The sequence below is a fragment of the Streptomyces solicamelliae genome (genome assembly GCF_045348655.1).
Taxonomy (GTDB): domain Bacteria; phylum Actinomycetota; class Actinomycetes; order Streptomycetales; family Streptomycetaceae; genus Streptomyces; species Streptomyces solicamelliae.
The window spans coordinates 7,042,795-7,067,467 of record NZ_CP160404.1 but is presented as its reverse complement, the minus strand read 5'-3'; the positions used below and the strand labels follow the sequence as shown (position 1 = coordinate 7,067,467).

Annotated in this window: 28 protein-coding genes; 7 read left to right on the top strand and 21 right to left on the bottom strand. The window is 72.3% G+C overall.

Annotated elements, in window-relative coordinates:
• Positions 1-121 precede the first annotated feature (121 nt).
• From ABZO31_RS32585 to ABZO31_RS32560, 6 genes are all read right to left on the bottom strand, one after another.
• Positions 122-1,015, bottom strand: a complete 894-nt coding sequence (locus ABZO31_RS32585) for a GNAT family N-acetyltransferase (RefSeq protein WP_406864930.1) — start codon at positions 1,013-1,015, stop codon at positions 122-124.
• 56 nt (positions 1,016-1,071) lie between these two features.
• Positions 1,072-1,590: a DUF1877 family protein gene (locus ABZO31_RS32580; protein WP_406864929.1), complete on the bottom strand. Its 519-nt coding sequence runs from the start codon at positions 1,588-1,590 to the stop codon at positions 1,072-1,074.
• A 134-nt stretch (positions 1,591-1,724) separates the two neighbouring features.
• Positions 1,725-1,946, bottom strand: a complete 222-nt coding sequence (locus ABZO31_RS32575) for a hypothetical protein (protein ID WP_406864928.1) — start codon at positions 1,944-1,946, stop codon at positions 1,725-1,727.
• A 57-nt stretch (positions 1,947-2,003) separates the two neighbouring features.
• A complete protein-coding gene (locus ABZO31_RS32570; RefSeq protein WP_406864927.1) occupies positions 2,004-2,744 on the bottom strand; it encodes an SDR family NAD(P)-dependent oxidoreductase in 741 nt (246 codons plus the stop codon).
• Between the two features lie 32 nt (positions 2,745-2,776).
• Positions 2,777-3,349: a GNAT family N-acetyltransferase gene (locus tag ABZO31_RS32565; protein WP_406864926.1), complete on the bottom strand. Its 573-nt coding sequence runs from the start codon at positions 3,347-3,349 to the stop codon at positions 2,777-2,779.
• Positions 3,350-3,467: 118 nt separating this feature from the next.
• The gene (locus ABZO31_RS32560) at positions 3,468-5,162 is read right to left on the bottom strand and encodes a right-handed parallel beta-helix repeat-containing protein (protein WP_406864925.1); all 1,695 of its coding nucleotides are present in this window, start codon (positions 5,160-5,162) and stop codon (positions 3,468-3,470) included.
• 262 nt (positions 5,163-5,424) lie between these two features.
• Between ABZO31_RS32560 and ABZO31_RS32555 the strand changes: the two genes are divergently transcribed.
• On the top strand, positions 5,425-6,468 hold the full coding sequence (locus ABZO31_RS32555; RefSeq protein WP_406864924.1) for a LacI family DNA-binding transcriptional regulator: 1,044 nt from the start codon (positions 5,425-5,427) through the stop codon (positions 6,466-6,468).
• A 55-nt stretch (positions 6,469-6,523) separates the two neighbouring features.
• Entirely contained in the window at positions 6,524-7,408 is an 885-nt protein-coding gene (locus ABZO31_RS32550) for a formylglycine-generating enzyme family protein (protein WP_406864923.1), read from the top strand.
• Positions 7,409-7,424: 16 nt separating this feature from the next.
• On the opposite strand, the gene ABZO31_RS32545 is transcribed toward ABZO31_RS32550, so the two are convergent.
• The 3 genes from ABZO31_RS32545 to ABZO31_RS32535 are packed head-to-tail and all read right to left on the bottom strand — an operon-like array spanning position 7,425 to position 10,020.
• Positions 7,425-7,802: a nuclear transport factor 2 family protein gene (locus ABZO31_RS32545; RefSeq protein ID WP_406864922.1), complete on the bottom strand. Its 378-nt coding sequence runs from the start codon at positions 7,800-7,802 to the stop codon at positions 7,425-7,427.
• Between the two features lie 50 nt (positions 7,803-7,852).
• Positions 7,853-8,830 (bottom strand): 4-hydroxythreonine-4-phosphate dehydrogenase PdxA, encoded by a 978-nt coding sequence (gene pdxA, locus ABZO31_RS32540; protein ID WP_406864921.1) that lies wholly within the window; start codon positions 8,828-8,830, stop codon positions 7,853-7,855.
• Positions 8,827-10,020: a four-carbon acid sugar kinase family protein gene (locus ABZO31_RS32535; RefSeq protein ID WP_406864920.1), complete on the bottom strand. Its 1,194-nt coding sequence runs from the start codon at positions 10,018-10,020 to the stop codon at positions 8,827-8,829. The genes pdxA and ABZO31_RS32535 overlap by 4 nt, the downstream gene beginning before the upstream one ends.
• A 108-nt stretch (positions 10,021-10,128) precedes the next feature.
• Between ABZO31_RS32535 and ABZO31_RS32530 the strand changes: the two genes are divergently transcribed.
• Entirely contained in the window at positions 10,129-11,019 is an 891-nt protein-coding gene (locus ABZO31_RS32530; protein WP_406864919.1) for a LysR substrate-binding domain-containing protein, read from the top strand.
• An 8-nt stretch (positions 11,020-11,027) separates the two neighbouring features.
• On the opposite strand, the gene ABZO31_RS32525 is transcribed toward ABZO31_RS32530, so the two are convergent.
• Genes ABZO31_RS32525 through ABZO31_RS32510 form a run of 4 tightly spaced genes read right to left on the bottom strand, consistent with a single transcriptional unit; the run spans position 11,028 to position 13,043 of the window.
• Positions 11,028-11,489 (bottom strand): DNA-binding protein, encoded by a 462-nt coding sequence (locus tag ABZO31_RS32525; RefSeq protein WP_406864918.1) that lies wholly within the window; start codon positions 11,487-11,489, stop codon positions 11,028-11,030.
• A 32-nt stretch (positions 11,490-11,521) separates the two neighbouring features.
• On the bottom strand, positions 11,522-12,115 hold the full coding sequence (locus tag ABZO31_RS32520; RefSeq protein ID WP_406864917.1) for a dihydrofolate reductase family protein: 594 nt from the start codon (positions 12,113-12,115) through the stop codon (positions 11,522-11,524).
• A gap of 48 nt (positions 12,116-12,163) precedes the next feature.
• A complete protein-coding gene (locus ABZO31_RS32515; RefSeq protein ID WP_406864916.1) occupies positions 12,164-12,694 on the bottom strand; it encodes a hypothetical protein in 531 nt (176 codons plus the stop codon).
• Entirely contained in the window at positions 12,687-13,043 is a 357-nt protein-coding gene (locus ABZO31_RS32510; protein WP_406864915.1) for a S26 family signal peptidase, read from the bottom strand. Before ABZO31_RS32510 ends, ABZO31_RS32515 begins: the two co-directional genes overlap by 8 nt.
• Before the next feature lie 168 nt (positions 13,044-13,211).
• On the opposite strand from ABZO31_RS32510, the gene ABZO31_RS32505 reads away from it, so the two are divergent.
• Positions 13,212-13,724, top strand: a complete 513-nt coding sequence (locus tag ABZO31_RS32505) for an AMIN-like domain-containing (lipo)protein (protein ID WP_406864914.1) — start codon at positions 13,212-13,214, stop codon at positions 13,722-13,724.
• 99 nt (positions 13,725-13,823) lie between these two features.
• Here the strand turns inward: ABZO31_RS32505 and ABZO31_RS32500 are convergent, their stop codons facing one another.
• The 6 genes from ABZO31_RS32500 to ABZO31_RS32475 form a co-directional block, all read right to left on the bottom strand.
• Positions 13,824-14,324 carry an NUDIX domain-containing protein gene (locus tag ABZO31_RS32500; RefSeq protein WP_406864913.1) on the bottom strand — a complete coding sequence of 167 codons (501 nt, stop codon included), beginning with the start codon at positions 14,322-14,324 and terminating at the stop codon, positions 13,824-13,826.
• Between the two features lie 183 nt (positions 14,325-14,507).
• On the bottom strand, positions 14,508-15,365 hold the full coding sequence (locus ABZO31_RS32495; protein WP_406864912.1) for a YhjD/YihY/BrkB family envelope integrity protein: 858 nt from the start codon (positions 15,363-15,365) through the stop codon (positions 14,508-14,510).
• Positions 15,366-15,448: 83 nt separating this feature from the next.
• Entirely contained in the window at positions 15,449-16,261 is an 813-nt protein-coding gene (sigJ, locus tag ABZO31_RS32490) for an RNA polymerase sigma factor SigJ (protein WP_406865554.1), read from the bottom strand.
• Positions 16,262-16,416: 155 nt separating this feature from the next.
• Positions 16,417-16,818 (bottom strand): luciferase family protein, encoded by a 402-nt coding sequence (locus ABZO31_RS32485; protein WP_406864911.1) that lies wholly within the window; start codon positions 16,816-16,818, stop codon positions 16,417-16,419.
• Positions 16,819-17,041: 223 nt separating this feature from the next.
• A complete protein-coding gene (locus tag ABZO31_RS32480; RefSeq protein WP_406864910.1) occupies positions 17,042-18,298 on the bottom strand; it encodes a PP2C family protein-serine/threonine phosphatase in 1,257 nt (418 codons plus the stop codon).
• Between the two features lie 288 nt (positions 18,299-18,586).
• On the bottom strand, positions 18,587-18,790 hold the full coding sequence (locus ABZO31_RS32475; RefSeq protein ID WP_406864909.1) for a hypothetical protein: 204 nt from the start codon (positions 18,788-18,790) through the stop codon (positions 18,587-18,589).
• Between the two features lie 111 nt (positions 18,791-18,901).
• Here ABZO31_RS32475 and ABZO31_RS32470 point away from each other — a divergent pair, with 111 nt between their 5' ends.
• A complete protein-coding gene (locus tag ABZO31_RS32470; RefSeq protein WP_406865553.1) occupies positions 18,902-20,335 on the top strand; it encodes an MFS transporter in 1,434 nt (477 codons plus the stop codon).
• Between the two features lie 45 nt (positions 20,336-20,380).
• On the opposite strand, the gene ABZO31_RS32465 is transcribed toward ABZO31_RS32470, so the two are convergent.
• Positions 20,381-22,228, bottom strand: a complete 1,848-nt coding sequence (locus ABZO31_RS32465) for a glycoside hydrolase family 15 protein (protein WP_406864908.1) — start codon at positions 22,226-22,228, stop codon at positions 20,381-20,383.
• 301 nt (positions 22,229-22,529) lie between these two features.
• Between ABZO31_RS32465 and ABZO31_RS32460 the strand changes: the two genes are divergently transcribed.
• Positions 22,530-22,673 (top strand): hypothetical protein, encoded by a 144-nt coding sequence (locus ABZO31_RS32460; protein ID WP_406864907.1) that lies wholly within the window; start codon positions 22,530-22,532, stop codon positions 22,671-22,673.
• 28 nt (positions 22,674-22,701) lie between these two features.
• Here ABZO31_RS32460 and ABZO31_RS32455 read toward each other — a convergent pair whose 3' ends face one another.
• Positions 22,702-23,526, bottom strand: coding sequence for a maleylpyruvate isomerase family mycothiol-dependent enzyme (locus ABZO31_RS32455; protein WP_406864906.1), 825 nt, complete (start codon positions 23,524-23,526; stop codon positions 22,702-22,704).
• Between the two features lie 194 nt (positions 23,527-23,720).
• Here ABZO31_RS32455 and ABZO31_RS32450 point away from each other — a divergent pair, with 194 nt between their 5' ends.
• Positions 23,721-24,608 (top strand): AAA family ATPase, encoded by an 888-nt coding sequence (locus ABZO31_RS32450; protein WP_406864905.1) that lies wholly within the window; start codon positions 23,721-23,723, stop codon positions 24,606-24,608.
• Positions 24,609-24,673: the final 65 nt, after the last annotated feature.

The following is a 24,673-nucleotide window of genomic DNA, read 5'->3' as shown; positions in this document are numbered from 1 at the left end:
GAGCGGCTTGCACCGGGGCCTCACCTCGGCCTCGTACTTCGCCGCTTCGCCCCGCGACGCCGACCGTGATGGGCGTAAGGCGCGGCGCAGAGCCAGGCTGCGAGGAGCCCGCCCCCGTGCCTCACTGCCCGGCGGTGTCCTCCGCCGGTTCCGCGATGAGGGCCGTGCCGACGCGGCGGAAGCCCACGCGGGCGTAGATCCGGGCCACGTGCTCGTCCCCGGCGGACAGGAAGACCGTCCGTACGCCCCGGGCCCGCGCGTCGGCGACCAGGGCGGCGGTGACGGCCGCCCCCAGGCCGCGTCGGCGGGCGGCCGGCAGTGTGCCGACGCCGACGATCTCGCTGACCTCCCCCACCGGCTGGTGCTGTCCCGCGCACAGCACGGTGTCGTCCTCCAGCGCGGCCGCCTGCCGCGTCAGCCCCTCCTCGATCCGCCGCGCGATCCTCCCCACCGTGCCCGCTCCGGCCTGCTCCCGCATCCGCTCGGCCAGCTCCACCGCGCCCGCCGCTCCGACCGCGGTGCCCCGGTCGGCGAAGGCCAGCTGCGGGACGCACATCGCGCCGAGCAGCGCGGGGTCGTCCGCCGCGAGCATCCGTACGACCGCCCCGTCGGCCCGCGGCGGCTCCGCCGGCCCGGCGGGCGCGTCCGCATCCAGGTCGAGCGCCATCAGCGGGTGCGCGTGGACGGCGAGCCCGGTCGCCTCGACCGCCGCGCGCAGCCCCGGCGTGGTCTCGTCGACCCACTCCAACGCCTCCGGCACCCCCAGCTCCCGCTGCCGCGCACGGACCCGCTCCACGTCGTCGGCGGTCGCCCCGGCCGCCGAGCCCAGGGCGGGCCGCGCGTAGTAGGGCCAGCCCGCGCCTTCCCGCACGAAGAGGGTGAGCGTCCCGAAGTCCTCGGCCCGGGCCGAGGATCGGGGCACCGCGTCGTAGTAGCGCTCTATGCGGTCCAGCAGGTCGCGGCGGAGCTCGGGAACGAGGTCGGGAGCGAGGTCAGGAGCAAGATCAGAAGTCACGGCCGGAATCCAAGCACGGACCGCCTCGCGCCCGCGCGGCCTTTCTCCCTCCGCCGTCAGTACCAGTACGCCTTGACGACTTCGTGCCCGGCCGCGGCAGCCCGCCCGTAGAACGCGCGCAGACCGTCGTGGTGCGCGCGTATGTGAGCCTTGATCAGCGCCTTGTGTTCCTCGGCTTCCGCCGGTTCGAGCCGCCCCTTCCACAGGGGCGCGAGCTTCGCCCCCGCCTCACCCCACAGCGCCTCGAAGTCCGCCGCGGCCAGAAAGCCGGCCGCCGCCCGGACGTCACTCGCACCAAGAAGCATGAACGGCGGCCGGTCGGCATCGGAGCGGTACACGACCCGGCCTCCGTACACCGGCAGTTCCCACTCCGGCCCGGCGTCCGGATCGACGACCCTCGTGGCCTCGTACAGCTCGTGGAGCTTCCCGAAGTCCTTCTCGATCGCCGCCGCCACCCCCGCCGCGTACTCCACCTCGATCACGTCCCAGGCGTCGCGCATGAAGGTCTCGAGCCACCCTGCCTCGGCCCGGGCCTCGCCCTCGACCACCGCCCGCAGATGCATGTGAAAACTCACGCCGTGCCCCCCGATGCGCCCCCGTTGCAGTCCGTTCTCCGGACCTTGGTACATACGCTAACCCCCGCCACTGACAACGCCGAAGGACCACGACGGACGACCGTCGTGGTCCTTCGGCATCTGCCTCCGGGTGGTCAGTTCTGGGCGAGCAGACCTTCGCCCGTGCCCGGCCCGGCCAGCTGGCCGCTGCTCAGGTCCTCCACCGTGTCGGTGACGACGGACCCCACCGACGTCGGGTCCGGCAGGAGGTTCAGGCCCTCGGCGCCGACGGCGGCGGAGGCGGGCGAGGGGCTGACGATGGCTGTGACGACGCCGGCGGCGAAGGACGCCACGGCGAGCATGCTGCGCTTCTTCATGACCAGAACAACTACTGAGCGGCCGATCGGTCACGCATGAACCGGTATCGGCCGCGATCACCGTCCTCCGGCGACCCGCAGCACGGTCCCGGTGGTGTACGAGGCGTCCGGCGACAGCAGCCAGGCGATCGCCGCGGCGATCTCGCCCGGCTGTCCCGGCCGCCCGAGCGGGATCGTCGCCGCCGCCTTGGCCGGACGGTCGGGATCCCCCATGGCCGCGTGCATGTCGGTCTCCACCACGCCCGGGGCGACGCCGTTCACGCGAATGCCGTCCGGGCCCAGTTCTTTGGCGAGGCCCACGGTCAGGGCGTCCGTGGCCGCCTTCGTCGCCGCGTAGTGCACGTACTCGCCGGGGCTGCCCAGAGTGGCGGCCGCGGACGACACGTTCACGATGGCGCCGGCGCCCCGCGCCGCCATGTCCCGGGCCGCCCGCCGCGCACACAGCAGGTACCCGAACACGTTGACGTCGAGCACGCGGCGCAGGTCCTCGGTACGGACGTCGACGAACCGGGTCAGCGGCCCGGTGACGCCTGCGTTGTTCACCAGGCCGGTGACCGGCCCGAGTTCGCCGGCCGCCATGTCGAACAGCCGGTCCACGTCCTTCTCCTCGGACGTGTCGGCGCGTACGGCGACACAGCGCGCTCCCGCCGCGCGGACGGCGGCCGCCGTCGCCTCGGCGGCCGCGGCGTCGCGTACGTACCCGAGGACCAGGTCGTGGCCCTCGGCCGCGAGCCGGACGCAGGCCGCGGCGCCGATGCCGCGGCTGCCTCCGGTGACCACGGTGACGGGACGGGACATGTCGGCTCCTCCTGCCGGGTCGTGTCGCACGGTCAGCGCTCGAGGTCGTGTACGAGTGCCGCGTAGACGTACTCGCTGCCCCAGCGCTCTCCGTCGAGATCGTTCTCCACGAGGTGCGCCTCGCGACGCATCCCCAGGCGCTCGCAGAGTTTCGCCGAGCCGGTGTTCTCCACGTCGAGGCGGGCGAAGATCCGGTGCGCGCCGAGCGTGTCGAAGGCTAGGGAGGCGACGGCGCGGGCGGCCTCGGTGGCGTATCCGCGGCCCTCGTGCTCGGGATGGAGCGCCCAGCCGATCTCCACCTGCTGCGCGTGCGCGCCGGCCAGCTTGACGACGACCTCGCCGATGACGCCGGGCGCGTCGGCGCGGGTCACGGCGAGGACGAGTTCGTCGCCGTCCTTCGACCAGCCGGTGGGTGCGGAGATCTTCTCGATGACCTCGGCGCAGCGGTCACGCGTGCGCGGCGGCCGGTACAGGTAGCGGGCGACGCTCTCCAGTCCCTGGTACGCGTGCATGTCGTCGAGGTCGTCGGCGGTGAACAGACGCAGGCTCAGCCGCTGGGTGGTCACCGGCAGCGTGATGCGGTCCAGGTGGTCCGTGCCGTCCATGTGCGCTCCTGGGGATCGTGGTCCCGCACGAGGTTATGCGCGATCTTGATCTCGGGCACCTGAATTCGGGCGGGTGCCGCGACCACGAGACCGGATCCGGATGGTCGCGGCGTGGCGCTCAGTCGTCCGTCCGGGGCTGGGCGGCGCCCACCGTCGGCGCGCTGCCGAGCCGGGTCCCGAAGTAGTCGACGGGACCGGGGTCGACGCCGGTCTCGTCGGGGGTGAGTCCGGCCGGCACCTCGCCGGCGCAGCGCGGTACGAGGTTCCCGGCACCGGCCCGGTCGGTGACCGGGGCGGCCATGCCTCGCAGGCAGGGGTCCTCCTTCGAGCCGGTCGGATCGCCGTCGAGGATCTCCTGGCGCGACGCCTGCCGCCAGGCGGCCAGCGTCCGGTACCGCTTGTCGCCCCACAACAGCCCCCAGTCGCCGGTGCTGTAGTAGTCGTTGCCCTGCAGCCGCATGTACTGAGGGCTGTACGCCGACTGGGCCTCCACCAGCGGGCCTCCGTCGGTGACGAAGATGTTGTTGTGGACGCGGACGTTGCGCATGCCGTCGCGCAGCCGGAGGGCGGGGGGCCGCTCGCCGGTGTCCTCCGCGGCCTGCAGTCCGTCGGTCCGCATGACGACGGTGTTGTGGTAGATGTCCAGGTTCTTCATGCGGGTGCCGAAGGCGACGATGCCGCCGTAGTCGGGGAGGCTCCGCGCGTCGTCCCAACTCATGTTGAAGCGCACGATGTTGTTCTTGTGGGCGCCGGTCGGCATTCCGGAGTACACGAGGAATCCGGGCCCGTCGTTGCCGTAGGCCAGGTTGTACTGCATCACCGAGGACGACACGTTGTTGTCGAGACCGAAGCCGCCGCCGTCGACCGTGGAGCCGGTGCGGTTGCGGTAGGACGTGTTGTGTTCGAGCACGACGCGGGTGGAGTCGAAGACCCAGATGCCCTCGGGGCCCTCGTCCGCGTTGGCGGATGACTTCGCGCCGTTGTCGTGCGCCACGGAGCGCTGGACCTTGCCGTCCCGGACGCTGCCGAGCTTGATGCCGCTGCCGGTGTTGCGGTAGTCCTCGTCGGGATCGCCGCTGTTCCGGTACGCCTTGACCCGCTCGATCCGTACGCGCTGGTGTGCGTACACGGGGCTCTCGGCCTCGAAGTCGGGGCCGTCGAAGGAGATTCCGGCCTCGAGGTTGTGGTGGACGGCGGAGTCGGTGATCCGTACGTCGCTGAAGCCCACGTGCTGCGCGCCCGCTTCGACGCTGATCCCGTTGCGGAAGCCGCTGACGTCGACGTTGGAGATCCTGACGTGGTCGAGTCGCCTGCCGTCCGGCCGCTTGTTCAGGAAGGAGATGCCCTCGCCGTAGCGCAGTGATCCCTTGGCGCCGACCAGGGAGACGTTGCGGATCTCGACGCCGCCGGTGTCCCGGACGGCGATGGCGGAGGTCCCGGCGGTGACGACGACGGCGCGGCCGGTTCCGTACGACTCGATGATGACGGGCTTGATCGCGCTGCCCGCTTCGTTCCTGCCGAGGGTGAGGCGGCCGGGGAACCGCGCGCCGCCCTTGAGGCGGAGCCGGTCGCCGGGCCGGAAGCGCGCGTCGTCGGCGTGGGCGAGGGTCCGCCACGCGGTCTCCGGCGACATGCCGTCGTTCTTGTCGTCGCCGTCCGGGCTCACGTAGAAGGTGAACGGGCCTCCGCTCGCGGGGCGGGCGGGGCGGTAGACGCCCGGTACGTCGCAGCCCGTCAGCAGCAGAAGCGCCGCGGCCGAGACCCCGGCGGCGGTCCTCTTCGTCCGGCTCCGCATCACCGCTCGCACTGCCACCCCTTAGGTCGTACTGGTGCCCCGTCAGGCACACACAACGCAACAGACTGCCAGAAAAGGTGCATACGAAACGCCGACGACGGCACGGCATCCGAGTCACACGCGCGCCGTCATCCGTACCGGTGATCCACTCGGCCCGCCCCGGGGCGCTCCGGGAGCCGCCCTCGGCAGGCGATCACCGGTCGTGACCGAGATGAAAAAGCGTCAACTCCGCCGAACGGCAGGCTTCGCCGCCTCGCTCCACACCTACGATCAGGTGAACATGAAGACTGCAGCTCACCGACGCTCCCGCATGGGCATCCGGGACGTGGCCGCCGCCGCCGGGGTCTCCATCACGACTGTCTCCGACGCGCTCAACGGCAAGGGCCGGCTCCCGGACGCCACCCGCCGCCACGTCCGCGAAGTCGCCGACCGACTGGGCTACCGCCCGTCCGCAGCGGCCCGCACCCTCCGTACCGGAAAGTCCGGCCTGATCGGCCTGACCGTCACCACCTACGGGGATGAACCTTTCACCTTCACCGAATTCGCCTACTTCGCCGAAATGGCCAGAGCCGCCACCTCCGCCGCACTCGCCCGCGGATACGCCCTGGTCATCCTCCCCGCCACCAGCCGACACGACGTCTGGTCCAACGTCGCCCTCGACGGCACCGTCGTCATCGACCCCTCCGACCACGACCCCGTCGTCACCGAACTCGTCCGCCAAGGCCTCCCCGTCGTCTCCGACGGACGCCCCGCCGGCACCCTCCCCGTCACCGCCTGGGTCGACAACGACCACGAAGCAGCCGTCCTCGACCTCCTCGACCACCTCGCCGACGCCGGCGCCCGCCGCATCGGACTCCTCACCGGCACCACCACCGACACCTACACCCGACTCTCCACCCAGGCCTACCTCCACTGGTGCAACCGCGTCGGACAAGACCCCGTCTACGAGGCCTACCCCGCACACGACCCCTGCGCCGGAGCCGTCGCCGCCGACCGCCTCCTCGCCCGACCCGACCGACCCGACGCCGTCTACGGACTCTTCGACCCCAACGGCACCGACCTCCTCGCCGCCGCACGACGCTACGGACTCCGCGTCCCCGACGACCTCCTCCTCGTCTGCTGCAGCGAATCCACCGTCTACGCCACCACCGAACCCCCCATCACCACCCTCTCCCTCAAACCCCGCCGCATCGGCACCGCCGTCGTCCAACTCCTCATCGACGCCATCGAAGGAATCGGGCACGACAACCCGGACAGCGTCACGATGCCCACGCAGCTCATCACCCGCGCGTCCAGCCGGGGACGCCGGCACTGCGACGCGTAGATCACAGTCGGGGCGATATGACCGTATTGCCCGTTCTATCGCTAAGCTCTCCGGCATGACTGAGGGCCTGGAAATTCACGGGGTACGGGCGGTTCCCGAGGGCATGGTGTGGGTCCCCGGAGGAACCTGCGCGATGGGCAGCGAAACGTTCCACCCGGAGGAACGTCCCGTACGGCCGGTCTCCGTCACAGGCTTCTTCATGGACATCCGGCCCGTCACGAACGCCGAGTACGCGGCCTTCGTGCTGGCGACCGGCCACGTCACCGCAGCAGAGCGGCCGTCCACCCCGCCCGTCCCGTCCCGGGTCCCCGGCTCGTACGTCTTCCGGCAGACACAGGGCCCGGTGCCCCTCGAGGACCGCAACCAGTGGTGGGCGTACGTCCCCGGCGCCGACTGGCGTCACCCGCTCGGCCCCGCATCCACACTCGAGGACCGCGCGGACCATCCGGTCACCCACGTCACGTACACGGACGCCACCGCGTACGCCGGCTGGGCCGGCAAGCAGCTGCCCACCGAGGCGGAGTGGGAGTTCGCCGCCCGCGGCGGCCTCGCGGGCGCCGCGTACCCCTGGGGCGACGAGCTCGCCCCGCACGGCCGCCGGATGGCCAACACCTGGCACGGCGACTTCCCCTGGCGGCGCGCCACCCCGCCCGGCACCTCCCCCGTCGGCGCGTACGACCGCAACGGTCTCGGTCTGCACGACATGGTCGGCAACGTCTGGGAGTGGACGACCGACCCCGCCTCGGCCGAACTCAGCTGCGCACCCGCCCACCCGTGCCGCGTCCCGGACGCCGCCGAGCCCGAGACGCAGCGGGTGATCAAGGGCGGCTCGCATCTGTGCACCCCGCGCGCCTGCCACCACTTCCGCCCCGCCGCCCGCGCCGCGGAGCCGGACACCACGTCCGCCTGCCACCTCGGCTTCCGCTGCGTCAGCCGCTGACCGGCAGGGCGTGACCTCAGATGCGCTCGACGTACGGAGCGCGCCACGCCGGAGAGGGGGCCTCTCCCCGCTCCGTCCAGTATTCGCATCCACGGGCGACCAGGCCGTCGCATACGGTCCAGAACGACGCCACCCGGAAGACCCCCATCGTCTCGTGAGGGACTTCCACCTCGGAGACGACGTCGTTCCCGGAGGCCACGATGCGGAGGACCTTGATCGACCATCCCTCCGGGTACTCCGCGTTGACGCGTATGAAGTTCTCCCTGCCCCGGATGCGTTCCGCGCTGACCGGCCATTCCACGACCAGGTCGTCCGCCAGCAGCTCGCCGACCCCCGACCAGTCCCGGGCCTGGATCCGGCTCCAGAGGAGCTCGATCGTCCGTGAAGGTTCCATGACCTCCATCCTGCCCGGCGCCACTGACAACGGTTCCGACGGCGGGACGGTCAGCGGGCCAGGGCGTCGGCGTGGCGCAGGGCCGTGAGCAGGGCCGTGTGGTCCGCGGTGCCGGTTCCGGCAAGGTCGAACGCCGTGCCGTGGTCGACGCTGGTGCGGACGAACGGCAGGCCGACAGTGATGTTCACGCCGTGCTGGAGCCCGAGGTACTTGACCGGGATCAGGCCCTGGTCGTGGTACTGCGCGACCACCGCGTCGAACTCGCCCGCACGGGCCCGCATGAAGACCGTGTCGGCGGGCAGCGGGCCGTGCGCGTCGATGCCTTCGGCGCGGGCGGCCGCGACGGCGGGGGCGATGACGTCGAGGTCCTCACGGCCGAACAGTCCGTTCTCGCCGGCGTGCGGGTTGAGCCCGGCGACGGCGATGCGCGGTGCGGACGGGGTGCTGCGGCGCAGGGTGCGGTCGGTCAGCCGGATGACGTCGAGTTCGCGGGCCGGGGTCAGCGCGTCGATGGCGTCGCGGAGGGACTGGTGGACCGTCACCAGGACCACCCGCAGCCGGTCGTCGGCCATCATCATGGCGTAGTCGGAGGTGCCGGAGAGCTCGGCGAGGATCTCGGTGTGCCCCGGGTGCGGGATCCCGGCGAGCCGCAGGGCCTCCTTGTTGACGGGCGCGGTCGTCATGGCGCGCACGGCGCCGCCGAGCGCGAGTTCGCCGGCGCGCCGCACATACGCGTACGAGGCGGCTCCCGCGCGGGCGTCGACGGCACCCAGGGGCAGGTCGGCCGGGAGCCTCTCGCCCACGGGCAGGACGTCGAGGACGCCCGGCTCGTGGGCCGCTTCCTCGGGCCCCGCGACGGGGTTGACGGCCAGGCCGGTGCGGACGACGCGTTCGGCGCGGGCCAGGACGCCCGGGTCCCCGACGACGAGGACCGGCCCGGGGACGCGGGACGGGTCGGCGCAGGCCCTGAGCACGATCTCGGGGCCGATGCCGCAGGGGTCGCCCATGGTGAGAGCGATCGGCGTCATGCGCGCTCCCCGGCGCCGAGGGTGAGGCGGCAGAGGCGTACGAGCGTGACGTCGTCGCCGAAGCCGCCGGCCTTGACGAGGACGGGGAGGGCGGCGGGGCCGCCGAGGAGGGTGCCGCGGGCGACCCCGGGCTCGGGTTCGTCCACGAGGTCGAGGCCGGTGGCTTCGAGGGCGTGGAGGACGGCGGCGGCCGTCTCGCCGCCGGTGACGACGAGCGCGTCCACGGTTCCGTCCGCGGCGAGGGCGCGTACGGCGGCGGCCATGGCCGCCGCGAGGGCGCGGGCGGCCGTGGGCGCGATGCGGTCGTCGGGGGTGGCGAGGGTGAGGACCGGGGCGGTGAGACGGCGGAGCGCGGCGGCGGTGGCCAGTGGATCGGGACCGGCGACGACGCCGTCGGCGTGGGCTTCCGCGCGGAGCCGGGCGAGTTGGCTGCGGGTGGCAGGGTTGGCGCTGCCGACCACGCAAAGGGGGCGGCGGGCCACAGGCAGCACAGAAGGCGAACCCTCGGGTTGGGCGTGGTGGCGCGCGAGGGCGGCGGCGAGGCCCGGGGAGCCGACCCACAGCACCTCGTCGGGGCGGGGAACGGCGGCGACGATCCGGTCGAGGTCGGCGTCGGCGGTGGCCGAGCAGACGAACAGGCCGCCCCGGTCGAGCAGTCCTGGGAGGCGCTCGGCCGCGTCGTCGGGCTCGACGGCCACGGCGGCGGGCAGGACGGCGGTGAGGTCGGAGCGGGTGACGGGGTGGACGGGGTCGCGGGCGAACTCGCTCCGGTGGACGGGGACGCCGCGCACGTACTGGACGGCGTGCCGGGTCGTGCGGCCTTCGGCGGGGAACGCGGGCGCGACGACGACGGACCTGCGGCCCGAGCCCTCCCACGCGGCCCGGATCTCGGCGGCGACATGACCGCGGAGGGTGGAGTCCACCGTCTTGAGCAGCAGTTCGGCGCCGGCGAAGGCGCGGGCGGCGCTTCGGGTGAGATCGGCGGCGGTGGGCTCGTCGAGGAGACGTGTCCCGAGGTCGAGGGCGGTGACGCCGGGGGCTGCCGGTGCCGCCGGGACGGTGATACCCGGTGCGGGTGAGGTCGCCGGGGAGGTGAGGAGGATGCGGGCGGGGTGGCCCGCGCGGCGGAAGGGGGCTGCCCCGTCTCCGGCGCTGGTGAGGTCGTCGGCGAGGATGGCGAGGGTGGCCATGCCGGTGCCTCCAGGGGTGTGGGTGCGGTGACGGGATCGAGTCTGGGCCAGGGGAAAGTCGCTGGACAAACGATTCATTCTCACAGGGCCGGTGAGGAGAATGCACAGGTGAACCCTTGGCCGGACCTGCCACCGCCGAACACGCTGCTGCCCTTCGAGGCCACGGTGCGGCACGCCAGCATGACGGCGGCCGCGCGCGAACTCCATGTGACGCACGGCGCCGTGAGCCGGCAGATCCGGAACCTGGAGCGGGCGCTCGGGGTGTCCCTGTTCGAGCGGGGTGCGCGGACGTTGCGACCGACGCCGGAGGCGCACCGGCTGGCCGCGGTGGTGCGGGACGCGCTCGACCGGATCGACGCGGCGGCCCGTGAGGTGTCCGGGCGCGACGCGGATGGGCCGCTGACGCTGTCGTGCGAGCCGACTCTGCTGATGCGCTGGCTGATCCCGAGACTGCCGGATCTGACGGTGAGTGTGCCGGAGGTGACGGTGCATCTGTCGGCGGGCGGTGGGCCGGTCTCGTTCGACCGGGGCGGGGTGGATCTGGCGATCCGGCGGGACGACTTCCCGTGTCCGGTGGAGGTGAGCCGTACGCCGCTGTTCGCAGAGCGGATCGGGCCGGTGTGCCGGCCCGAGCTCGCGTCCGGAGTCGATCGTCTGCCGCGGCTGCACACCCGGACGCGACCGAGGGCGTGGGAGGACTGGCGACACGCCGCGGGCGAACCGGGCCCGGACGAGGCCGGGGGCACTGACGCTGCCGGGCAGACCTTCGAGCACTTCTACCTCACGTTGCAGGCCGCGGCGGCCGGGGTCGGCGTGGCGATCGGCCCGTACGCCCTGGTCCGCGACGACGTGGAGCGCGGGCAGTTGGCGGCGCCGCACGGCTTCCGCCCCGACGGCTCGTCGTACGTCCTGCTGAGCCCACGGCCGCCGGAGCGGGACGAGCGCGTGGCCGGGCTGCTGGGCTGGCTGCGCGACCGTACGGCGGAGCTGGAGGCGTAGAGGCGTCCTCAGGCCTCGTCGGGCGACGCGGTGCGGCTGGCGAGGCGCTCGTACCGCTGACGGGCGGCCTGCGGGGTGCCGAGTCCGAGGCCGAAGGCGATCTCCGGCCAGGTCATGCCGCGACCGCGGGCCATCTGGAGCAGCCCGGCCTCGAGTTCGTCCATCTCGCCGCGGACGAGCGGGACGAGGCTGAGCGCGGCGGTGATGTCCGCCCGGTCGACCTCCGGTTCGCCCTCCTCCGGCAGGGCCGCCCCGCTGAGCAGGAACGACACCAGGCGCACGGCCTCGTGCGGGGCGAGCATGTACGGGTTCGTCTGCCGTCGGCGCTGTTCGTCGGTGGCGGCGTGCCGCTCGGCGATACGGAAGAGCGCGGCGGAGGTCCGCTGGGCGCGGGCCTGTTCGGGGTCGGCCGGGGTGAAGGGATCGGTGCCGGCGGTCGGATCGGGAGTCGGTTCGGGAGTCGCTGCCATGACGCCAGAATGCCCACCGACACGAGATGATGTCAATGATTTAATGTGAACACTTTGTTTGCACGTACGTGGTGCAGCATCACGACGCCGTTGCCGAAGGTCCGGCTCTCCGCCAGCCGGAGCGGCGTGAGGGCGGGCGGCGACGGGAAGAGCGGCGTGCCGCCGCCGACGAGGACGGGGTGGACGAACACGCGGTACTCGTCGACGAGCCCGAGCCGCAGGAACTCGGCCGCGAGGTGCGCGCCGCTGAGGACCAGGTCGCCGTCGAACCGGGCCTTGAGCGACTCGATCTCGTCGACGGAGACCTCGCGGACGACGGTGGTGTTCCAGTCGGCCCGCTCGAGGGTGCGCGAGAAGACGAACTTCGGCTTCTCGCGCCAGATCCGGGCGAACTCGGCCATCGGTCCGGCGTTGGCGGGGTCTTCGTCGGCGTACGGCCAGAAGTCGGCCATCAGCTCGTGGGTCACCCGCCCCGAGAGGAAGGCGCCCATGGCGGCGAGCTCGTCGTTGAAGTACTGATGCAGCTCGTCGTCGACCTGGTGCCAGTCGATCGACCGGCCGGGCCCCTCCATGTACCCGTCGAGGGACATCTGCATGAACAGGACGATCTTCCGTGTCTGGGACATGGCCGGGACGATACGCACCGGGTCGGGCCCCGGCACGCCGACGCGGCCTCAGCGCAGCACGTGCACCCGCGTACGGGGGTCCGGCGGCCCGAGGGCGAGGCCGTTCTCGTCCAGCGCGTTGTGGACGGTGAGCCGCCCGCCGCCCTCGAACCCGAACGCGACGTCGACGCCCTCACCGGCCGACCCGTCGGGCCCGACCCACTGGACGAACTCGACACGCTCCAGCGACCGTCCGAGCAGTGTGCCCGGCTCCGGCAGCGCGTCGTCCCTCCAGCGCAGATCGAAGTCGGGCCAGACGACGGGCCGGCGCGGGTCGCACTGGTTCCAGGTGACGGACAGCTCGTCGAACTTCTTGTGGTTCAGCTCGAGCTGCTGCCCCTCGAAGTCGAGCAGCACAGGACAGTCGGCGAACCATTCGTCGTCGCCGAGATCCCACACCACCCACAAGCGTGACAACCGCCGCCCCACCAGACCGAGCAACCGTCGCCCGTGCGTCTCCTCGATCGCACGCCCCCCGACGAGCCAGTCGGGCCGGTACCCCTCGATCCCGAAGTCGAACACGGCCCGCCGCTCACTCACCGACCGTCGCCCGCACCTTGCCTTCGGCTCCCGGGCGCGGTCTGCCCTCCACGGCGGTACAGACGCCGAAGACGCGTTCGTAGCCGGTCCAGCCGTTGACCCTGCCGCGGTGGTTGCTGATCTGCATCCGTCGCCTGGCGCGGTCGACGGCCGACACCAGGTGCAGGTAGACCGTGCCCGACACCTTGACCAGGACGATGTCCCCCGGCCCGACCCGCTCCGGGTCGGCCGGTGCCACCGTCACGCGTTGGCCGCTGCGGATCAGCGGAACCATCGACGACCCCCGCGGCCGGAACTCCACTGTCTTCCCGGCGGACACGCGCCCGGCCATGACCTCCATCAGACCCATCGCTCGATGGTGCCCGCAGCGGGCGGGCGGCGACAGCGGATTTCGGGGCGGGGACGGCGTTCCGATGTTCCGATATTTTTCTCATATCGGGTGGAACCGTGGCATTCAAGGTGTTGTCTTTCTCTGTGACACCTCAGTCCCCACCGCACCAGATGAATCGGGGGCGTCATGATCCACCGCAAGGGCCTCGCGGCCGTCGCCGCGGGCATGCTGCTCACCGCCGGGATCGGCGTCACGATCCCGGCCTCCGCGTCCGCACCGCAGTCCTCCGCCCCGTCGACCGCGCTCGTGGTCAACGCCCGGTGGGGCGGGCACGGCTCCTTCGACCGGCTGGTCATCGACGTGAAGGGCAAGATGCCGCCCGTCACGGTGAAGCCGGTGAAGGAACTGCGGTACGACGGCTCCGGGAACAAGGTTCCGCTCGCCGGGAAGTACTTCCTGGAGATCAAGCTCTCCCCCGCCGCCGCCCACAACGACGCCGGCCAGTCCGTCTACAAGGGGCCGCGGCTCCTGAAGATCTGGCTGCCCACACTGAAGGGCGTCGCGCTCACCGGAGACTTCGAGGGCGTCGTCACCTTCGGTGCCGCCTTCACCACCAAACCCGTGTACAAGACGTTCACCCTGCACTCCCCGGAGCGCTTCGTCCTCGACGTCCGGCACACGGCCGGCTGCCCCGTCTGATCCGAAGGATCCGACGGGCCGAACACCGCGGGCCCGGCCCACAACCCCACCGCCGGGCCCGCTCCCCCCACCCGATGCCCCGACGCTCCGCCACGGGCGCTACGCGAACGCCGCCGTCTCCAGGTACACCGCCGCGCCCTCCTGCCGTGCCCGCTCGATGTGCGCCAGCCGCTGGAAGTTCCGCGGCGTCATCACCCGCTCCCACTCGGCGAGCGTGTGCACCCGGTACTCCGTGTGCTCCTCCGGGTCCAGGACCACCCCCGCGATCTGTTCGTCCGTGAGCATCCCGCCGTCGAAGATGAAGCCGATGTGGTTGGCGGGCCAGTCCTCGCCGCACGGCGCGAGGAAGTGCGCGCCGAGCAGTCGCGGCTCGCCCGCGAACTCGATCCCGGTCTCCTCCCGGCACTCCCGCACCGCCGTCTGCCAGGGCGTCTCCCCGGGGTCCATGTTGCCGCCCGGCCACTGCCAGGCCTCCGAGCCGTACACCGAGCGCAGTTGGAACGGCCGGCCCGCGGTGTCGGTGAAGTACAGGCAGGCGTACGCGGTCGCCCTCGGCAGCGTCGCGACGTACTCGACGGGTGGCAGCCAGGTCTTCGCCATGAAGTCAGCCTTCTCTCGACAGTCTCCCGGCCCATCCTCCCGACCGGCCCGTGCCGATCCACTCGCCCCGGCCCGGATCACCGGATCGGGTGAGCCGGCCGCCCCCGCCGGCCGTGCCGATCCGCTCGCCCCGGCCCGGATCACCGGATCGGGTGAGCCGGCCGCCCCCGCCGGCCGTCCCGGTCACCCCTGGTCCGGCAGCTCCTCCAGGGCCAGTCGGCGCATCACCCGCCGCTCGTGGAACAGCCGCCCCACCAAGGCGCCTCCGTACACCACGAAACCCACCCCCACCAGCCAGGACTGGAGCACCAGCACGGTGCCGAACTGCCCGTACGTGACCGCGTTCGAGGCGATGAGCGGGGAGAAGACGAACTGCGAGAACACCCGCAGTCCCAGCAGCCCCAGCGCGGTGAGCACCGCCCCCGGCAGCAGCGCGCGCCAGCGGATGCGGCCGCAGAGCAGGAAGCGCTGCGACCACCAGAAGAACAGGAAGGTGCCGACGACGTCGCCCAGGGCCACCAGGAGCGTCGACGGCGTGGACGACTCGTCGGGCTGAGGTGCGGTCACGAAGAGCAGCAGCGCGCCGACGAGGACGGCGAGCCAGACGACGTGCCGCCACATGGTGTGCCATCGGGCCGTGGGCAGGTCCCAGACCCGCTCGTACCCGGTCTGCACCGCGGAGCCGAAGGTGACGCCGAACGCCGCGAGCGCGGCGAGACCGAAGGCGGTGGTCCGCTGCAGCGCCTGCCCGGGTTGCCCGAACAGCCGCTCCACCTCCTCCTCGGAGACCTCGGTGACCCCGAGCCCCGCCACCAGCCAGCGCGCGAAGCCCTGACCGCTGGCCAGGTCGGCGGCGGCGACCACGATGAGCAGCGGCACGAGGGTCAGCAGGCTGAGCGCCGCGAAGCCCATCGCCCGGTGCATCAGTTCCATCGCCCGGCCGCGGGCCCAGACCAGTCCGACGACCGAGCCGACCACCCGCTCGTGGAGCCGGTGGAACCAGTGGCCGTGCGCGGGCTCGGGACCGGAGGAAGGGGGCATGCACCGTCGAGTACCCGGAAGCGGCACGGACGTCTCCGCCGTGCCGCCGAACGGGTGACAGCCGCTTCTGCGGCGTGCGGCTCCTACAGTGTGCGTTCCGGTGCGAGCCCGGAGAGTTTCTCGGGGTTCACGTGGAAGCGCAGCTGCACGAGGCGTCCGTCGGCGAGGTCGAACGTGAACGCCCCGACCGGGATGTCCCCCATGAGGGCCAGCACGCCCTCCTCGCCGTTGATGTGGGCGCGCTGCAGCATCAGCCCCTGCGCCTCCGGCTTCGACAGCACACCGAGAATGAAACGCGCGATAGCGTCCGGGCCGTGCAGCGGCCGGAGTGCGGCTCTGACCTTGCCGCCGCCGTCGGACCAGGCGGTGACGTCGGGGGCGAGCAGTTCCATGACGGCGTTGAGGTCGCCGCCGGCGCAGGCGGCCAGGAAGCGGTCCGTCACCTGGCGCCGGCTGGCGCTGTCGGTGTCGAAGCGGGGACGGCGGGCCTGGACGTGCTCCCGTGCCCGGTGGGCGGTCTGACGGACCGTGGCCTCGCTGCGCCCCAGGGTCTCGCCGATCTCGGCGTACGGGTAGCCGAACGCCTCGCGCAGCAGGAAGACCGCGCGCTCGAGTGGGCTGAGGCTCTCCAGGACGACCAGCAAGGCGGTGGAGACCGTCTCGGCGAGCTCCGTCTCGTCGGCGATGTCCGGTGTGGTGAGCAGGGGTTCGGGCAACCAGGGGCCGACGTAGGACTCACGGGCGGCACGGGCGGAGGTGAGCCGGTCGAGGGAGAGGTTGGTGACGGTGCGTACGAGGTAGGCGCGCGGGTTGCGGACGGCGGAGCGGTCGGCGCGGTCCCACTGGAGCCAGGCGTCCTGCAGCACGTCCTCCGCGTCGGCGACGCTGCCCAGCATGCGGTAGGCGGTGGCGAACAGGAGCCGTCGGTGCTCGGTGAACGGCGCGAGCGGGTCGGCGGTGGCGGGCGGCGTGTCGATCACTCGTGCCACCCTGCCAGCCGCCCCGACCGCGCGGCAAGCGAGAAGTAAACGGGGCGAGGGGTTCCGGTCGGTCAGGGGCGGCCGACCGCGCGCGGCGCCACCACGCGGCGTGACTCGCGCGTGCAGACGTCCGCCGCCGCGCCGTCCGCACCGCCGGGCAGGACCACGGTGGAGGCCTGGAGCGCGGCGCTGACGAGGGTGGCGAGAAGGTCGATGTCCGACTGCATGTCCAGACGGACCGTCACCCAGCCCGAGCCCGCCCGGAGTCGCACCGCGGTGGACCCGAGGAGTGCCGGACGGAGTTTGGCGATCATGGCTCGGGTGAGGTGGACGTCGGCTTCGTGTTCGCCGTGGAAGTGGACGATTTCCTGCGTGGTGGTGCGCAGTCCGAGCTCCGCACCGCAGTGGGCACGGTCGGCGATCAGCGACGGCCAGCTCATCAGCCGTTCACTGGCGTGCCGGGCAGTGTTCATACCCGGATCGTGCCGCCCTTCGGGGGACTCGCACAAGCGTGATGAGCGAGCAATTCGCGTCGTTACCGCGCCAGTACGCAGTGAGGGGCGTACGAGAGTGCGAAACGGGAGGTTTCGGAAGCCCGGCGTGGCAGATGGAGCCGGCGGTCACTGTCCCGCGACCTTCGGCCGACGCACGCCGCCCTCGAGCGACGCGCTCGCGCCCCGGCTCAGGCGATCCGGCTCAGACGACGGAGACGGGGGTGCGGTCGCGTATGCGGGCGGCGAGGACGGCGACGTCGTCCTCCGCGTGGCGGGCGTCGAGCCGGACGAGTACCTCCTCGACGACGGTCTCCAGGCCGGCGCCCGGCGGCATGCGCAGGCCGGCCAGTCGCTCCAGGGAGTGGTCGATGTCCTCGCCGCGCCGCTCCACGAGTCCGTCGGTGAAGAGCAGCAGGGTCTCGTGGGCGGAGAGTTCGCGGGTGCCGAGTTCGTAGCCGCCGACGCCGGTGCCGAGTGGCGGCCCGACCGGTACGTCGACGATCTCGGCGGAGCCGTCGGCGGTGAAGACCACGGGCGGGAGGTGTCCGGCGCTGGCGAACCCGGCGGCGCCGCGCGCGGGATCGACCTGGATGAGCAGGCAGGTGGCGGGGCGGCGACCGCGGTCCTCGGCGACGACGGCGTCGAGCTGGCGCAGGACACGGTGCGGCGGGAGGTCGGTGGAGGCGACCTCCCGGAGGGCCGAACGGTACGCGTTCATGTCAACAGCGGCGTCGAGGCCGTGGCCCATCACGTCGCCGACGACGAGCAGGCTGCGGCCGAAGTGGAGCCGTACGGTCTCGAACCAGTCGCCGCCCACGAGGGTGTGCTTGCCGACCGGGAGGTAGCGGCCGGCGACCTCCAGGTTCGGATGGGGGCGGCCGGGCTCGGCGACGAGGGCGCGCTGCAGGTGCAGGGCCGTCTCCTCGATCGCGGCGAGGCTCCTGGCGTGGCCCAGGTGGAGCGCGGCGAGACGGGCGGTGGAGCGGAGGGTGGCCCGCTCGTGCTCGGTGAAGGGAGCAACCGCGCGGGCCACGAGGAGGGTGCCGTGGAGCCGTCCCTGGGCGGTGAGGGGGACCGTGGCGGTACGGGAGGGTTCGGGGGCCGCCAGGAGCTCGGACGGCCCGGACAGGGCGATCCGGCGGGCGGGCGGGGCATGGCGGGACGAGCGCGGCCGCTCCTCGTACGCCGCACCGGACCCCGCCGGCGGCATCACGGCCGGAAAGTCGCTGTCGATCGACTCCGCGGGCGCGTCCTCGACCTCCAGGGGCTCGGCGAGCAGGTCGACGGCCGCCGCGTCGCAGAGCCGGTCCCGGAGGAAAGCGACCAGGTCACGGCAGACGGACTCGGCGTCGAGGGTCGCCCCGATCCGCTCGGCGGCCTCCTCCAGGGCACGCAGCCGGTCCAGTACCGCTGCGTGCTCCCGGGCCGAGGCCCCCTGAGCACCGTCACTCGCCGACACGGCACCTCCATCACGGCAGCCACGCTGGGCAGCACCGTCACAGCCATTCCAACAGCACCACAGGCACCCCGGCACTCCGGGCGAGCGACGGTGGACCGTTTCAGCAGGGCAGAGCAGTACGACGGGACGCAGTCCGCGGAACGCACACCCTGTCGTGCGCTCCGCACGGAACAGCAGTTTATCGATCAAGGATTCCCCTGCGCCTTCGCATTGCCACAGCCGCCGCCGTGAGCGCCCTCGCGCTCACTCCCGCCGTCCCCGGCTCCGCCTCGGCGGCCACCGGAGAGTTCAGGGCGTGCCCGGGGAGCCGCCGAGGAGCTTGGCGATCGAGGTGATGGAGCGGCCCGGGTCGGGCAGCGGGTCGCGGGCGGCGCGGAACTCGGTGGCGCCGCTGGGGCGCCCGCCGACCCGGCCGCGGGCGCGGGCGGCGGCCAGGCCCTCGTCGGTGCCGATGACGAATTGAAGATGGCCGCTGCGCGCCTTCGGCCCCATGGCGGTGAGCCATGCGACGGTCGTGGCGGCGGTCGAGTTCCGTCAGCGGGCTGCTCCCGGACGAAGCCGCAGTTCCTCAAGACATCAACTCGGCGGATGGGCAGGTGGCACATGGCGGGGACGGCGGCGGGAGCCCGGGGAGGTGCGGGGCCACGGCGGGTGCTTGTTCCACTGGCGTTGGCGCAGTTCATCTGCAGCTTCGCCGGCTCCAACATGAACGTGATGATCAACGACATCAGCGAGGACCTGGACACCACCGTGCAGGGTGTCCAGGTCGCGATCACGATCTTCCTGCTGGTGATGGCCGCGCTGATGATCCCGGGCGGCAAGCTGACCGACAAGTGGGGACGCAAGCGCTGCCTGCTCGCGGGGCTCGTGGTCTACGGGGTGGGGGCGCTGCTCAGCGCCGCCGCGCCGGGGCTGGGCGTGCTGATCCTCGGGAACTCCATCCTGGAAGGCGTGGGCACGGCGCTGCTGATTCCGCCGGTCTACATCCTGACCACGCTGCTGTTCACCGACACGGCGTCGAGGGCGCGTGCGTTCGGCGCGATCATGGCCATGGGTGGGATCGGGGCGGCAGCCGGCCCTCTGATCGGCGGGCTCATCACGAGCGCGATCAGCTGGCGGGCCGCGTTCGTCTTCCAGGCGCTGGTGATCGTGGTGATCGTGGTGCTCAGCCGCGGAATCGCCGATCCGCTGCCGCCCGACCCCGCACGGCCCTTCGACACGGTCGGTGCCGTGCTGTCGGCGGCGGGTCTGGTGCTGCTGGTGACGGGCATCCTGGCCGTCGACGACAACAGCTGGTTGGCGCTGGGCCTGCTGCTGGCCGGTGCGTTGGTGCTGGTCGGCTTCTTCGCCTGGGTACGGAGCCGCGAGCGCGCCGGCCGAGAGGCGCTGCTGTCGACCGACCTGTTCCGCAACCGCACCTCCAACCTCGGCCTGGTCACCCAGAACACGCAGTGGCTGATGTTGATGGGCATCTCGTTCACCGTCGCCGCCTACTTGCAGGTCGTCCGCGGCTACGACGCGATCGAGACCGGCGTCATCTTCACCGCCGCGACCCTGGGCATCCTCGCTTCCTCACTGGCCGCCGAGAAGCTGGCCCGGCGCCGTGCACAGCGCACCCTCATCATGGCGGGCTTCGTCGTGACGATCGCCGGCATCGCCGTACTGCTGGCTCTGGTCGCCCGGCAGCCCGGTGCCTGGGCGTTCGCCCCCGGTCTGCTGCTGATCGGACTGGGCCTGGGGGTGATGCTCACGCCGTCGGTGAACGTGGTCCAGTCGTGCTTCCCCGAAACACAGCAGGGCGAGATCTCAGGCTTGTCGCGCAGTATCTCCAACCTCGGCTCCTCGCTCGGCACGGCCATCGCCGGCACGATCCTGGTGGCAGGGCTCAGCAAGGGGGCGTACGCGGCGGCGATGGCGGCGCTCGCGGTGGTCGGCGTGGGCGGGCTGATCGCGGCGGCCCTGCTGCCGCGGGCCGACCGGCCCCCTGCCACCGGAACCGGGACGACGACACCGCCAGGGGCGCCGCAGCGGCAGTGAACTCGGCACGGTACGTGCCGCGGCTGTCGGCCGACGCTGCGCCTGTCAGCCGGCCCGTCCCTCGGCGCGGTCGAGCTCCTCGTCCAGGGCGAGGGCGGCGTCGATCAGGGCCAAGTGCGTGAATGCCTGCGGGAAGTTCCCGAGCTGCTCGCCTGAGGGGCCGATCTCTTCGGCGAACAGGCCGACGTGGTTGGCGTAGGTGAGCATCTTGGAGAAGGCGTAGCGGGCCTGGTTGAGGCGTCCGGCCCGGGCAAGTGCCTCCACGTACAGGAAGCTGCACAGGTTGAAGGTGCCCTCCGAGCCGCGCAGGCCGTCGGGGGACGCGGCGGGGTTGTAGCGGTAGACGAGGCTGTCGCTGACGAGTTCGCTGTCCATGGCGTCGAGGGTGGTCAGCCAGTCGGGGTCGGTGGGGGTGAGAAAGCCGACCTTGGGCATCAGGAGCAGGGACGCGTCGAGGACGTCCGTGTCGTAGTGCTGGACGAAGGCTCGTCGTTCGCCGTTCCAGCCGTGGTCGACGATCTGCTGCAGGACCGCGTCGCGTGCGTCCAGCCAGCGGGTCAGGTTGCCGGGGCGGGAGTGGGCGGTGGCGAGTTTGGCGGCGCGGTCGAAGGCGACCCAGGTCATCAGGCGGCTGTAGGTGAAGTTCTGGCGGCCGCCGCGGGTCTCCCAAATGCCTTCATCGGGGCGGTCCCAGTGGTCGGTGAGCCAGTCGATGACGCGTGCGAAGGCGTGCCAGCCCCGGACGGCACCGATGTCCTCGGCCTGGGCGAGGGCGTAGGCGGCCTCGCCGTAGATGTCGAGCTGGATCTGGTCGGCGGCGGCGTTTCCGGCCCGCACCGGGGCGGAGCGGCGGTAGCCCTCCAGGTGGTCGAGCACCTCCTCGGTCAGGTGCGGTTCGCCGTCGACGCGGTACATGATCTGCAGCGGCTCGCCCGACGTGGTGCCGCCGGCGTCGAGGCGTTCGCGCAGCCACCGGCGGAAGGCGTTCGCCTCCGCGGTGAAGCCGAGGTCGATCAGGGAGCGCACCGACAGGGAAGCGTCGCGGACCCAGGTGTAGCGGTAGTCCCAGTTGCGCTCCCCGCCGATCTGTTCGGGCAGGCCCATGGTGACGGCGGCGATCGGGGCGCCCGTGGGGGCGTAGGTCAGGAGTTTGAGGGTGATGGCGGAGCGAGTGACCATCTCGTGCCAGCGGCCGCGGTAGCGGGAGGCCCGCAGCCAGTCCAGCCAGAACGCACTGCATGCCTCGAGGGCGTCCAGGACCGCCTCCACGGAGGGAGTGGCACCGCCGGGACGGCCGCTGAGCGCGCCCTCTGTACCGGTTTCGCTGGTAAGGACGACCGCGGCCCGTTCCCCCGCCTGCAGGGTGAAGCGGGCGGAGACGTCGGTGCCGTCCGGATGCAAGGTGATCGGCGCGGTGATCTGCAGGTGCAGGTCCGTGCCGGGACCGCGGAACAGCATCGATCCGTCGTCCAGGCGCGTGAGGTCGTGGGGTGCGCGGCCGTAGTCGAAGCGGGGCCGGCAGATCAGCTCGAAGGGCATGCTGCCGCGTACCACCCGCACGGCCCGGATCAGCCGGTGTCGCGTCGACGGCGTCGTCGACGGATCGGGAGGCATGAAGTCGACGACCTCGCCGACACCGCTCGGTGCCATGAAGCGGGTGATGAGGATCGCGGTGTCGGGGAGGTAGAGCTGGCGGACGGTCGCATCATCGCCGACATCGGCCGCGAGACGGCAATGGCCTCCGCGGTCGCTGTCGAGCAGCGAGGCGAACACGCTGGGGGCATCGAACCGCGGTGTGCACCACCAGTCCACGGTGCCGTCGGCGGCGATCAGCGCCGCCGTCTGCAGGTCGCCGACGATGCCGTGGTCCGCGATCGGGGGGTACTCCTTCACAGCGCCTCCTCGGCTGTGGCGGCGAGGTACGCACGCGCACCAGCACGGTCCCACCGGTGGTCGCGTCGCATAGCGGACGGCGGTGCCGCCACGGCCAAGCGGGGGCGTTCTGCCCATCATCGCGACATCGGGCGCTCCCAGCCACTCCTGGCCGCAGCACCTTGCGCCGACCGCGCCGTCGGCCGGCCGGGCCATCGCGAGGAGCAGAGCATCACCAGCAGGCACCACGGCCGAGCGCCGGGTGAGCACGGCGTCCAGGAGGCGGATCACGGCCGTAGGGGACGGGCCCACCACGCGGATCGTGGCGGGAGTCCCGTACGCCAACTACTCACCACCGAGGTACCAGTACGTCGACGCGAACTGCGAGGGCGACTGGTTCACGCTGCGACGCCTGGTCGGAGGGGGCCCGGAGCGGCTGAAGCTGCGCTCGGTCGTCTTCTCCTAGGCTCCTGGGCCGTACGACACGCGGACGCTCACGGCGCGATGAACAGCGCCGGGAAGCGGGGCGCGAGCCAGGGTCTGCGGCCCCAGCTCAGCGCCCTCCCGCGGGCGATCGCGCCCCAGGGGCCGCAGCGGCCCAGTGCCATGAGCAGGAACGTGACGGGCTCGGTCAGGATCGTGCAGTCCGGACGGTCCACCGGCCCGTCGACGACGCGCACCGCGCCGTCCGCCACGGTCACGCCGAACCGCGCCCCGCCCCAGAGCCGCACCGTGAAACGCGCGTTCAGGCCGGCGACGGCCGCGGGGTCGACCACCCTGGGCATCGCGGTGATCATGAAGGGCAGGGTCAGCTCGACCCGGGCGCGGTCCAACATGTGCGACCGGCCCAAGGCCCGGGCCAGGTCGTATCCGTGGCCGAGCATGTGGGTCAGGAGGTACGAGCCCAGGGTCGCGGGGTCCATCGCCCCCATCGGCGTGGCGAGGACCTCGTCCGGGTCCCGCTCCTCGACGGCGGCGAGGAAGGCGTCGGCCTGCTCCTCGATCAGGTCGGCCAGCGGACCGGCGGCACGCTCGGGGAAGTCCGCGAGCACCCGGGCGTTGGCCTCGGCGATGCTGCCCGGCGTGCCGTCCCCGTACGGCCGCTGCAGGCCCGCGGCCAGCTCCGCCATCAGCGCGTTCGCCTGCGCCAGATGCGCCGCGGTCTCGCCGATGCTCCACTCCAGACCCGGCACCGGCCGCGCGGTGTCGGCGGCGCCGCGCACCAGCGCGGCGATCTCCGCCGCCGTCTCGCGTATCGCCGTACCGAGGCCGGGCGGCAGTATCGACCGCTCCGCCCGCCCCGTCGTCGTCTCCGTCATGACCGCCGACTCCTCCCCTGGTCCGCCCGTCCCTCAGGCGGGTGACTCTCGCACCGGCGTGACGTTCACCGCAAACATGTGCGGGCCGTTGTGCGGCGGCGTACGCGGTGATCAAGTACCGGCAGCAGACACGAAGCTGTCGGAAACAGACGGAAGCCGCAGGGCGCGCGTCACGAGAGCCGGGGGAACACGCCATGACGACCGGGGACTTCGCCTCCACCGGGTACTTCACCTCGGTGGACGACGTGGCCGCGCGCCTCGCCGGGACCGGCTACCTCGCCTCCCCCGCGGTCGCCACGACCGTCTTCCTGGCCGACCGGCTCGGCAAGCCGCTGCTGGTGGAGGGTCCGGCCGGCGTCGGCAAGACGGAGCTGGCGAAGGCCGTCGCGCAGGTCGCCGACGCCCGTCTCGTACGGCTGCAGTGCTACGAGGGCGTGGACGAGTCGCGGGCGCTGTACGAGTGGAACCACGCCAAGCAGCTGCTGCGGATCACCGCCGGCCGGGGCGAGAGCTGGGACGAGACCCGGACCGACATCTTCAGCGAGGAGTTCCTTCTGTCCCGCCCGCTGCTGACGGCGATCCGCGGCGAGGAGCCGAAGGTGCTGCTGGTCGACGAGCTGGACAAGGCGGACATCGAGGTCGAGGGGCTGCTCCTCGAGCTGCTGAGCGACTTCCAGGTGACCGTGCCGGAGCTGGGCACGATCGGGGCGACGCGCCGCCCGTTCACGGTGCTCACCTCGAACGCCGCCCGGGAACTGTCCGAGGCGCTGCGCCGCCGCTGCCTGTTCCTCCACATCGGATTCCCCGACGAGGAGCTGGAGCGCCGGATCGTCCGCATGAAGGTGCCGGGGATCGACGAGGCGCTGACGGCGTCGGTGGTGCGGGTGGTCGCGGCGCTGCGCGCGATGGACCTGCGCAAGGCGCCGTCGGTCGCGGAGACGGTGGACTGGGCCCGTACGCTCCTGGCGCTCGGCGCGACGACGCTGGACGAGACCGTGGTCCGGGAGAGTCTCGGGGTGATCCTCAAGCACCAGGACGACATCCTGAAGGCCGCGGCCAAGCTCGACCTGGACGCCGTGTGAGCGCGGCCGCCTCCGCGGCGGGCGCGGGCGGCGTCGCGGCGGATACGGGCGGCGTCACGGCGGGT

Bases quoted from the DNA above. Each gene is read 5' to 3' on its own strand.
- ABZO31_RS32575 (WP_406864928.1), bottom strand. From the start codon at position 1,946: ATGAAGAAGCGCAGCATGCTCGCCGTGGCGTCCTTCGCCGCCGGCGTC.
- ABZO31_RS32570 (WP_406864927.1), bottom strand. From the start codon at position 2,744: ATGTCCCGTCCCGTCACCGTGGTCACCGGAGGCAGCCGCGGCATCGGC.
- ABZO31_RS32565 (WP_406864926.1), bottom strand. From the start codon at position 3,349: ATGGACGGCACGGACCACCTGGACCGCATCACGCTGCCGGTGACCACC.
- ABZO31_RS32555 (WP_406864924.1), top strand. From the start codon at position 5,425: ATGAAGACTGCAGCTCACCGACGCTCCCGCATGGGCATCCGGGACGTG.
- ABZO31_RS32550 (WP_406864923.1), top strand. From the start codon at position 6,524: ATGACTGAGGGCCTGGAAATTCACGGGGTACGGGCGGTTCCCGAGGGC.
- ABZO31_RS32545 (WP_406864922.1), bottom strand. From the start codon at position 7,802: ATGGAACCTTCACGGACGATCGAGCTCCTCTGGAGCCGGATCCAGGCC.
- pdxA (WP_406864921.1), bottom strand. From the start codon at position 8,830: ATGACGCCGATCGCTCTCACCATGGGCGACCCCTGCGGCATCGGCCCC.
- ABZO31_RS32535 (WP_406864920.1), bottom strand. From the start codon at position 10,020: ATGGCCACCCTCGCCATCCTCGCCGACGACCTCACCAGCGCCGGAGAC.
- ABZO31_RS32525 (WP_406864918.1), bottom strand. From the start codon at position 11,489: ATGGCAGCGACTCCCGAACCGACTCCCGATCCGACCGCCGGCACCGAT.
- ABZO31_RS32520 (WP_406864917.1), bottom strand. From the start codon at position 12,115: ATGTCCCAGACACGGAAGATCGTCCTGTTCATGCAGATGTCCCTCGAC.
- ABZO31_RS32510 (WP_406864915.1), bottom strand. From the start codon at position 13,043: ATGGGTCTGATGGAGGTCATGGCCGGGCGCGTGTCCGCCGGGAAGACA.
- ABZO31_RS32505 (WP_406864914.1), top strand. From the start codon at position 13,212: ATGATCCACCGCAAGGGCCTCGCGGCCGTCGCCGCGGGCATGCTGCTC.
- ABZO31_RS32500 (WP_406864913.1), bottom strand. From the start codon at position 14,324: ATGGCGAAGACCTGGCTGCCACCCGTCGAGTACGTCGCGACGCTGCCG.
- ABZO31_RS32495 (WP_406864912.1), bottom strand. From the start codon at position 15,365: ATGCCCCCTTCCTCCGGTCCCGAGCCCGCGCACGGCCACTGGTTCCAC.
- sigJ (WP_406865554.1), bottom strand. From the start codon at position 16,261: ATGCTGGGCAGCGTCGCCGACGCGGAGGACGTGCTGCAGGACGCCTGG.
- ABZO31_RS32485 (WP_406864911.1), bottom strand. From the start codon at position 16,818: ATGAACACTGCCCGGCACGCCAGTGAACGGCTGATGAGCTGGCCGTCG.
- ABZO31_RS32475 (WP_406864909.1), bottom strand. From the start codon at position 18,790: ATGGGGCCGAAGGCGCGCAGCGGCCATCTTCAATTCGTCATCGGCACC.
- ABZO31_RS32470 (WP_406865553.1), top strand. From the start codon at position 18,902: ATGGCGGGGACGGCGGCGGGAGCCCGGGGAGGTGCGGGGCCACGGCGG.
- ABZO31_RS32455 (WP_406864906.1), bottom strand. From the start codon at position 23,526: ATGACGGAGACGACGACGGGGCGGGCGGAGCGGTCGATACTGCCGCCC.
- ABZO31_RS32450 (WP_406864905.1), top strand. From the start codon at position 23,721: ATGACGACCGGGGACTTCGCCTCCACCGGGTACTTCACCTCGGTGGAC.